This window comes from Gordonia namibiensis NBRC 108229 (assembly GCF_000298235.1).
GTDB classification, from domain to species: Bacteria; Actinomycetota; Actinomycetes; order Mycobacteriales; family Mycobacteriaceae; genus Gordonia; species Gordonia namibiensis.
On the sequence record NZ_BAHE01000030.1, the window covers coordinates 63455 to 72612 of the forward strand.

A 9158-nucleotide genomic window follows, 5' to 3' on the forward strand; every position below is an offset into this window, starting at 1 on the left:
CCCGGCTACGCGGACCGCGACGTCAGCCGCAGTGCGCCGATGACCCGATCGGTGCCGGAACGGTCGCCCACGGTGATCCGCGTTCCGGCCGCGCCGCACTCCTTCACCGCGATCCCGATCCCCCGGAGCAGCCGTCCGACGGCCACCCCGTCCGCGCCGGGGAGGAAGACGAAGTTGGCCTGACTGGGCACGACTCGGACGCCCATCTGCGCCAGCACGCCGGTCAACCGGTCCCGCTCCACCCTCATGGAACGGATTCGTTGTGCCAGCTCGAGTTCCGCGTCCAGCGCGACCGGAACCGCCGCCATCGCGGCGCGACCGACCGCGAACGGCACCTCGTGGTCACGCAGTTCCGAGATCAGTCCGGCCGCGCCGATGCCGTATCCGACCCGGAGCGCCGCCAGACCGTATGCCTTGGAGAAGGTCCGCAGCACGAGGACGCCCGGGTTCCGGATCAGCCGGTGCAGATCGGATGCGGTCTCGCTGAACTCCACATAGGCCTCGTCGACGATCGTCATCACATGGGGCGGCACCGCCGCGAGGAACCGGTTGAGGTCGCCCCCGTTCACCACGGACCCGGTCGGGTTGTGCGGCGAGCAGAGCACCACGACCGCCGTCTCGGGTGTGATCGCCGCGAGCAGCCGGTCGAGGTCGACCGAGCCCTCGTCGTCGAGTTCGACTGCGTCGAAGCGCATTCCGACCATCCGCGTGAGGATCGGATAGCCGTCGAAGGTCGGCGTGGAGGTGAGCAGGGCGGGTGTCGCGACGCCGGCATCCGCGGCCCGTCGCACCGCATACTGCAACGCCGCCAGTGCAACTCCGGTGGCACCCGGACCGACCGTGACGCGTTCCGGCACGACCCCGAGATGGCAGGCGATCTGCCCGCGCGTGCGGTCCGGCAGAAAATCGGGGTACCGATGGGACTCGAGGATCTCGAGCTGCAGCGCTGCCACGACCGACGGCAGCGGCGGGTAGGCCGATTCGTTCAGATCCAGGCGGAGACTCGGCCAGGACGCACCGCTTGCGAGCGGCGGGCTCATGGCCGGCCCGCCCATCTCATCGCGGCCGCCCCGGCGAAGTCGCCGGCGTGGGCGAAGGCGGCCATCATCACGACATCGCCCTCGCCGATGCGTCCGTCGGAGATGGCCGCGTCAAGGGTGACCGGGATCGCGACGGCGAACAGATTGCCGCATTCGTCGAAGGTGTCCGGGTGATGACTGTCCGGGAGCTCGAGCGCCTCGCGCCAGTTGCGCAGGAAGATCCGGCTGGGCTGGTTGGTCACGAACCAGTCGAGATCCGATGGCGAGATGCCGATCTCGTCGGCGACCTCGATGGCGACCTCGGGCACCATGCGGTTCCCGCGCGCGAGCACCTTCGCGATCTTGGAGTCGGTGAACCCGATGTGCATCTGGCCCGATCCGGCCTCCCAGTACTTGCGCGGTGGGTCGGAGACGCCGGTCATGTCGCCGGAGTACTGGCCGAACGAGTGGCAGCGGAGACCCAGGATCGGACTGGCGTCGACGTCGTCGAGGGTCAGGACGGCCACCGCTGCACCGTCTCCCGGGATGGCGGCCTGCGCCTTGCCGCGGACCTGCTCCTGGGTGAACACCTGCCCCGCGCTGTTCTGCGCCAGCCCGAGCAGGGCCTTGTGGCCTCCCCCGGCCCGCAACAGGGCCCCGGCGATCTCGATCATGAAGATGAACGCGGCACACCCTCCGTTGTGCACGTCCAGCACCGTCGACGGCCGGATGCCGAGCCGGTGGGCCAGCTCCCCGCCGCATCCACGCACAGGCACTTCGGGCAGCTGGCTGTGGGTCAGGACCACGTCGACGTCGTCGAGGAAGTCGTCTCCGTGCCGCTCCAACAGATCACGCGTCGCCGAGATCATCATGTCCGCCGACGTCTCCCCGTCCGCCGCGTGATGACGGAAGGCCGGCGCGCGGAACATCACGTTGTCCGCGAGGGTGTCTTCTTCGGCATACTGCGCGTAATACGCTGCCCGAACTACCTTTTCGGGTAGATAGGTGGCAAGGTCGACGAGGCCGACCGGGTTCGGTGTCATGATCGCATCCATTCTGGGGTGAGCGGGAGGCCGTTGCGGTGCCGGTATTCGGCGATGGCCGTGAGGTTGTCGAGTTCGATCTGGTGGCCGGGGGCGAAGGTGTCCCAGAAGTCCCCGACCCACACCGGGCGTTCGGGCGGCGCGGTCTCCGGGAAGGGATTCTCGTCGTAGAACGGGTGGTGGCAATTCACCCACAGCACAACCGCACCGGGCTTGTCGAAGACGATCTGCGCGTCGACGACCCGCATCAGGTAGATCATCCAGAGATGCCGCCCCTGGTCCCACGCGCAGTGGTAGTCGACGGTCATCGCCTCGGGCGAGGCGATGGTGCGGATGTAGATCTTGGTGTCGGCACCCAACCGGTCCTCCCCGACCCACAGCCCCGCTTCCTCGGTTTCGGTGCATCCGCGGATGCTGTAACTCCATTCCTCCAGCGACTGCGTGTGGGCGAGCCAGTCGAAGACCTCGCGGGGCGGGGCGTCGACGTACCCCTGGATGGGGCAGAAGTCGCCGTAGATCTGGTCGTGGAGGTACACGGACCGCAGCTTGTCGAGCACGAGTGGAGTCGCGATCGGCCGCGGGTGGGATTCGATGCGGACGAGGCCGGCGACGGACGAGGCGTCCTCGCCGAGGTCGGAGAGGGCGGTTGGTAGCACTGTCATGACTGTCCTTTCGGGATGAGCGGGGCGAACGGGGGGATCTCGTCGGCATCCACGTCGACGACGAGGCAGTTGGGACCCGACTGCGACAGCAGTTCGGCGGCTGCCGTGCGTACGGACTCGGAGTCGGAGACGTGGGCGACGACGAGGCCGTCGAACATGGCGGCCAATCCGCCGGCCAGGTCGCTGGGGCGAAACCTGTTGACGCTGGGCGTGTTCGGGAAGAAGAGGTGTTCCCTGGTGATGCACATCGCGTGTGCGTTGTTGTTGAGCAGCACGAGGGTGACGGGTGCGTCGTGTTCGACGGCCGTGTGGATCTCCATGCCGTGCATGAAGAATGCGCCGTCACCGGCGATAACGACGGTGCGTCTCGGCTGTCCGCCGGCACTCGTGGAGTCCACTGCCGAGCGGATGGCATTGCCGACGCCGGCCGCGATCGCGTACCCCATGCCGCCCATGCCCAGCGCCACCACGAACCGGCCGTGACCGAACGGGAGGTGATGGATCGCTGCGGCTCCGGCGTTGCCGGCGTCGGCGAAGATTGGGGTGCCCGGCGGCAGGGCGCGCCCGATCTCCTCGATCGCGGTGCGCATGTCCAGACCCGATCGGCCGGGCGGCACCGTCAGATGGGTCACGGCGACCGCCTCGCGCGGACGGTCGCGGCCGAGGCGTCGTCGAACCTCACCGGCAAGCTGTGCGATCACGGACGCGAGGTCGGTGCACCGCACATGCTCGACGTCGCCGGGCATCCGCGGCGGCTCGGACCCCAGATGGGCGAGTCGAAGTCGTCCCAACGCCGCGTCGAGGCCGGCGCGATCGGTCATCGTCATCCGGCAGCCGAGCACGAGGCAGAGATCCGCGTCGGCGATGGCACGGTGCGCCGACGGATGTCCCATCACCCCGGTGACGCCCGCGACGCCGTCGCCGGTTCGGAGGAGGTCACGTCCACCGGGAGCTGCGACGACGACCGCTCCGAGTGCGGCGGCGAGAGCCTCGACCTGCGGACCGACTCCCGCACGGGAGGCCTCGTCACCGACCCAGACCACCAGTCGCGCATCCGATTCCGCGAGGATGCACAGTTCGTCGATCAGGGCGGACAGCGCCGAACCCGGCGCGTCGACACCGTGCTGCACCCACTCCCCCGGGTGCAGCTGCCGCAGTTCCGGCGCCGGCGCGGACTGGATGTCCTTGGGCAGCAGGACGGCGGCCGGTAGGCCTCGGTGGAGCGTGGCGAGCGCCGTCGCCAGCGCGGCGGGCACCTCGTCGGCGTGACCGACGACCGAACACGAACCCGTGATGGCCGAGAGAACACCCGCGATGTCGACGGTGTCGGGCGGCGCGAGCATGTCCTGGAACGCACCACGACCGACCAGAGAAGTCGGTGCCGTCCCGATGAGCGCGAGAACCGGCACCCGGCTGTCGAAGGCCTCGGCGAGCGCGGGGACCACATTCATCGCTCCGCCACCCGAGGTCGTCATGACGATTCCGGGCGTACCGGACATCCGGGCCGTCCCGTCCGCCATCGCACCGGCGGCGAACTCGTGTTTGGCGACGATCGCGGTCATTCCCGGCGCCCGCGTCGCGGCGTCGTACAGGTCTTCGATGTTCGCCCCGTGGACCCCGAAAGCCATGCACATCGACGACGAGATCAATTGTTCCACAATGTATTCGGCCACGGTGATGGTTGCGGTGCGCCCGGTGTCGACGGGGTCTCCCCGGCGCCTGCGATCTGCGGTCAAGGTCATGCCGACAACTCTGCGACCCCCAACCTGAAGAACCGCTGAAGTGGTACACCGACCGAACACTTCTCGACGACCCCGTGGCGTCCTACGCTGAGAGATCAGCAGGTGCTGTCGCCGGATGGCTGTCGCCGTAGGCACCGGCGAGGAGTTGCGATGTCCGGTCTTCCACGTCCCGCTCTTCTACGACGCAGCCAGGGCGTCCGCATCCGGTCCACGATCGTCGGGACGCTCCTCGTCACCGTCGCCCTCCTGATCGGCGGTACGGTGATGCTGTTCATGCTGAATCGCGCCGACAGCAGGACCATGTACGACGAAACCAGCTATCGGGCGTATGAGATCGCGGCCCAGATACGGGACGGCGGGATCTCGGCGATCTCGCCGGAGTCGTTCGGGATGGGTTACGGCGCCGACATCGTGCAGGTGATCGACGGGAACGGTCGGGTGGTGACGTCATCTCCCGGCGCGGCCGGCGATCCGGTGACGTCCGAGCGTCCGGCGATCTGGGCGTCGACGCAGGTCCAGGGCCGGTTGGTCCCCGGCAGCGAGGTGGAGTTCTGCGCGACCGTGACCTCCACCTCCCATGACGGCGCCGTCTACACGGTGATCGTCGCGGTTTCGGCGGACGCGTACCGGCAGAGCCTGATCAACACCGCCCTCGTGCTCGCCGTCGAATTACCCATCCTGGTCCTGCTGTCCGCGGTGGCCATCTGGTTCTTCGTGGGTCGTGCGCTGCGGCCGGTCGGACGGATCACCGAGCAGGTCACCGCGATCACCGCGTCGGACCTGTCACGCCGGGTGCCGGTCCCGTCCACCGACGACGAGGTGACGCGGCTGGCCACCACGATGAACTCGATGCTCGAACGTCTCGAGCAAAGCCGGGCCGCGCAGCTGCGGTTTGTCGGCGACGCCTCGCACGAGATGCGCAGTCCGCTGACCACGGTGGTCGGGTTGCTCGACCTCGCCGACGACACCGACTCTCCGATCGACGTGCGGACCCTTCGCACGCTGTTGCTCCCCGAGGCCCGCAGGCTCCAGAACATGGTCGACGACCTGCTCCTCCTCGCCCGCTCCGACGAACACGGTGTGCCCCTACACATCCGGGACGTCGACCTCGACGACATCGTCGCCTGCGAGGCGCGTCGCCTACGGTCGCTGGGTCTGGCGGCGGTCGCGACGACAATCGTCCCGATCCGGCTGGCCGGTGATCCGGAGAAGCTGTCCCGGGCCATCCGGAACCTCGCCGAGAACGCCGTCCGTTACGCGGTGTCGACGGTCCGGTTCGACATGTCCTTCGACCCGCGGACCGGCGTCGCGTCGATCGCGGTGACCGACGACGGACCGGGGATCCCACGGAATTGTCGTGACATCATCTTCGACCGCTTCACGCGGCTCGACGGGGATCGCCGCAACCGCGGCGGCTCGGGACTCGGGCTGTCGATCGTCCGCGAGATCGTCCGCGCGCACGCCGGTTCGGTGTCCGTGCAGGACCCGCCCGCCGGGTTCGCACACGGCGTCACCTTCGTGATCTCGCTGCCGACGGCGCGGCGCCTCCCCGACGGTGCCGGCGACGGCGCGGTCAGCACAGCGCTCGCGACGCCGCCGCGTCAGCCGATGCGGTAGCCCACCCCGCGGACGGTCTTGATGCTGTGCACGCCGAACGGCTGGTCGATCCGCTTGCGCAGATAGGCGACGTACACCTCGATGATGTTGGGGTCGCCCTCGTAGTTCTCGTCCCAGACCGAGTGCAGGATGTCGGCTTTGGAGACCACGGTGCCGGCGTGACGGATGAGGCATTCGAGCACCGCGTACTCCCGTGGGGTCAGCGGGATCGGGGTGTCCCCGCGCCGCACGAGATGTTCCGCCGGGTCGAGGGAGAGGTCGCCGACGCAGAGCGTCACCGGGCGCTCCGGCGCACCGCGACGCACGAGTGCGCGCAGCCGCGCCTTGAGGACGACGACCGAGAACGGTTTGACGAGATAGTCGTCGGCGCCGCAGTCGAGCGCCTCCGCCTGGTCGTACTCGCCGTCCTTGGCGCTCAGCATCATCACCGGTGTCCAGATCTCGCGTTCCCGGAGGCTCTGCAGCACGCGGTACCCGTTCATGCCGGGCATCATGATGTCGAGAACGATCACGTCGTAGCTGCCCTCGGTGGCCCGCCACAGTCCCTCCGGACCGTCGAAGGCCATCGTGACCGCCCACCCGTCACTGACGAGCATCCGGCGGACGGTCTCCGCTGCCCGGATGTCATCGTCGACGACGAGCGCGTGCACCATCGCTCATTTCAGGAGCCGCGACATCCGGCGGTCGGCGAGGATCTTTCCACCGGTCTGGCAGGTCGGGCAGTACTGGAAGGACCGGTCGGCGAAGGACACCTCGCGGACGGTGTCGCCGCAGACCGGGCACGGCAGTCCGGTGCGCGCGTGCACGCGGAGTCCGGTGCGTTTCTCCGACTTCAGCCGAGCGACGGTCTGACCCTCGAGGCGGCTCGTGGCGTCGGTGAGCACGGCCCGCATCGCGTCGTACAGGGTGCTCACCTGGCCGGGTTTGAGGGTCTTCGACGACGCGAACGGAGACAGTCGTGCGGTGTGCAGGATCTCGTCGGAGTAGGCGTTGCCGATCCCGGCGATGGTGTGCTGGTCGGTGAGCACGTTCTTCACGCGTCCGGTGGTGCCGGCGAGGATCTCGGCGAATTGTTCCTCGGTGAGTTCCAGGGCGTCGGGGCCGAGTCCGGCGACGCGGTCGATCTCGGCGAGGTCGCGGACGAGCCACACCGCGAGACGCTTCTGGGTGCCGGCCTCGGTGACGTCGAATCCCTCGCCGGGCAGGCCGCAGTGCACCCGCAGCGCGATCGGCGACTTGCCGCCCGGGCGTAGCGGCTTGGGTGAGAGGTCCTCGCTCCACCGCACCCAGCCGGCCCGCGACAGGTGGATGACCAGCGCCAGCGTCGGCTCGGACGCGGTGGCCTCCGACCCCGGGATGGTCCGGATGACCAGGTACTTGCCCACCCGGCCGACCGATTCGACGATCCGGTCGGTGAGCGCGGTGTACGGCGGATCGGCCGTCTTGAGCACGGACAGGGACGCGACGTCGACTCGCCGGATCGGGAGTCCGGCCGCGCGACCGTCGACATAGTCGGCGATGGCGGCCACCTCGGGGAGCTCGGGCATGCCACCAGTGTGCTCTAGTAAAGGGATGACTTCCCGACTTTCCGACGCCGAGCTGGCCGCCCGGATCGCCCAGGGAGCCGGGGAGATCCTCCTCGGGATTCGTCATGGCGACCTGTTGACCGGCAGCATGCTCGGCGATGTCGGCGATGCGCTTGCCCAGGCGTGGATCTCCACCGTCCTGCGCAAACACCGTCCGCGCGACGCGGTTCTGTCCGAAGAGGCGGCCGATGTCGGCGACCGTGCGACGGCCCAGCGGGTGTGGATCATCGACCCGCTCGACGGCACAAGGGAATTCGCCGCGGGCAGCGCGGACTGGGCGGTGCACGTGGCGTTGACGGAGAACGGGGTCGTCACCGAGGCCGCGGTGTCACTGCCCGCAACCGGTGAACTGTTCCGGACCGACACCGTCGAGAAACCCGGTGGCGAACTGACCCGTCGCATGGTCACGTCGCGCTGGGGCGGCTCGTATGAGACGAGCTATGTGTCCAACCGCCTCGGCCTGCAGATGGTTCCGGTCGGGTCTGCCGGCGCCAAGGCGATGGCCGTGGTCCGCGGCGACGCCGACGCGTACGTCCACGCCGGCGGTCAGTACGAGTGGGACAACGCCGCCCCGGTCGGCGTCGCCCTCGCGGCCGGCCTGCACTGCAGTCGTCTGGACGGTTCGGAGATCGTCTACAACAACCGCCACCCTTACATGCCCGATTTCGTGATCTGCCGCAGCGAGATCCGCGACGACATGCTCGCAGCCCTGCAGCAGATCTGGTGAACTTGCCGGTGTGAACGGAATCGGCGACGCCGTCGTCCGGATCGGCCCGGTTCTGGCGGTCGCGATCGTCGTGCTCGCCGTCGTCGCGGTGCTGGTGAACCGTCGAAGCGGTTTGGCGATCGACACTTCGGTGGCGACCCTGCGTGCCGTCGTCCAACTCGCCGCCCTTGCGGGCGTGCTCGCGGTGGTCGTTCCGCATCTGTGGGCGTCGGCCCTGTTCGTCGTCGTCATGGCCGTGGCGGCCGCGTGGACGTCGGCGCGACGGGTGCGGCGGGAGAACGCCGGTCTCGTCGTCATCGCACGATGCCTGGTGCCCGTGGCAGCACCGACCATCGCAATAGTCATCGTCTTGACCCTCGTGGGCGTCCTGCCTGCGAGGGGCATCGCGATCATCCCGACCGCCGGGATCCTGCTCGGCGGAGCCATGGTCACGACGTCACTCGCGGGTCGACGCGCTGTCGACGAGTTGGCAACGCGTCACGGTGAGGTCGAGGCCGCGTTGTCGCTGGGCCTGCTCCCCCGCGATGCCCGCCTCGAGATCTGCGCCGCCGCGTCGGCGAGCGCACTCATCCCCGGACTCGATCAGACCCGGGCGGTCGGGCTGGTCACCATCCCCGGTGCCTTCGTGGGCATGGTCCTCGGCGGCGCGTCGGTGTGGGCGGCCGCGGCCATGCAGTTGTTTGTGCTCATCGCACTACTCGCCGTCAGTTCGATCGCCATGCTCGTCACCGTGGAATTGGTGGCGCGCGAAGATCTGTGATG

At 68.8% G+C, this 9158-nt stretch carries 9 protein-coding genes; 3 read left to right on the top strand and 6 right to left on the bottom strand.

The window, feature by feature from the left end:
- Nucleotides 1-5: 5 nt before the first annotated feature.
- Genes GONAM_RS16045 through GONAM_RS16060 form a run of 4 tightly spaced genes read right to left on the bottom strand, consistent with a single transcriptional unit; the run spans nt 6 to nt 4466 of the window.
- Nucleotides 6-1040 carry a pyridoxal phosphate-dependent aminotransferase gene (locus tag GONAM_RS16045; RefSeq protein WP_040536731.1) on the bottom strand — a complete coding sequence of 345 codons (1035 nt, stop codon included), beginning with the start codon at nt 1038-1040 and terminating at the stop codon, nt 6-8.
- Nucleotides 1037-2062, bottom strand: coding sequence for a 3-oxoacyl-ACP synthase III family protein (locus GONAM_RS16050; protein WP_006867814.1), 1026 nt, complete (start codon nt 2060-2062; stop codon nt 1037-1039). The genes GONAM_RS16045 and GONAM_RS16050 overlap by 4 nt, the downstream gene beginning before the upstream one ends.
- Nucleotides 2059-2724 carry a DUF8713 domain-containing protein gene (locus GONAM_RS16055; RefSeq protein WP_006867815.1) on the bottom strand — a complete coding sequence of 222 codons (666 nt, stop codon included), beginning with the start codon at nt 2722-2724 and terminating at the stop codon, nt 2059-2061. The genes GONAM_RS16050 and GONAM_RS16055 overlap by 4 nt, the downstream gene beginning before the upstream one ends.
- Nucleotides 2721-4466, bottom strand: a complete 1746-nt coding sequence (locus GONAM_RS16060) for a thiamine pyrophosphate-binding protein (protein WP_040536726.1) — start codon at nt 4464-4466, stop codon at nt 2721-2723. Before GONAM_RS16060 ends, GONAM_RS16055 begins: the two co-directional genes overlap by 4 nt.
- A gap of 150 nt (nt 4467-4616) precedes the next feature.
- Between GONAM_RS16060 and GONAM_RS16065 the strand changes: the two genes are divergently transcribed.
- The gene (locus GONAM_RS16065) at nt 4617-6083 is read left to right on the top strand and encodes a sensor histidine kinase (RefSeq protein ID WP_006867817.1); all 1467 of its coding nucleotides are present in this window, start codon (nt 4617-4619) and stop codon (nt 6081-6083) included.
- On the opposite strand, the gene GONAM_RS16070 is transcribed toward GONAM_RS16065, so the two are convergent.
- Both GONAM_RS16070 and GONAM_RS16075 read right to left on the bottom strand, forming a co-directional pair.
- The gene (locus GONAM_RS16070) at nt 6068-6736 is read right to left on the bottom strand and encodes a response regulator transcription factor (RefSeq protein WP_006867818.1); all 669 of its coding nucleotides are present in this window, start codon (nt 6734-6736) and stop codon (nt 6068-6070) included. The two genes, GONAM_RS16065 and GONAM_RS16070, sit on opposite strands and share 16 nt — an antisense overlap.
- A gap of 3 nt (nt 6737-6739) precedes the next feature.
- Nucleotides 6740-7630 (bottom strand): DNA-formamidopyrimidine glycosylase family protein, encoded by an 891-nt coding sequence (locus tag GONAM_RS16075; protein WP_006867819.1) that lies wholly within the window; start codon nt 7628-7630, stop codon nt 6740-6742.
- A 25-nt stretch (nt 7631-7655) separates the two neighbouring features.
- Between GONAM_RS16075 and GONAM_RS16080 the strand changes: the two genes are divergently transcribed.
- Complete coding sequence (locus GONAM_RS16080) at nt 7656-8396, top strand: 3'(2'),5'-bisphosphate nucleotidase CysQ (protein WP_040536727.1); 741 nt, start codon at nt 7656-7658, stop codon at nt 8394-8396.
- 10 nt (nt 8397-8406) lie between these two features.
- Nucleotides 8407-9156, top strand: a complete 750-nt coding sequence (locus GONAM_RS16085) for an ABC transporter permease (protein ID WP_006359738.1) — start codon at nt 8407-8409, stop codon at nt 9154-9156.
- Nucleotides 9157-9158: the final 2 nt, after the last annotated feature.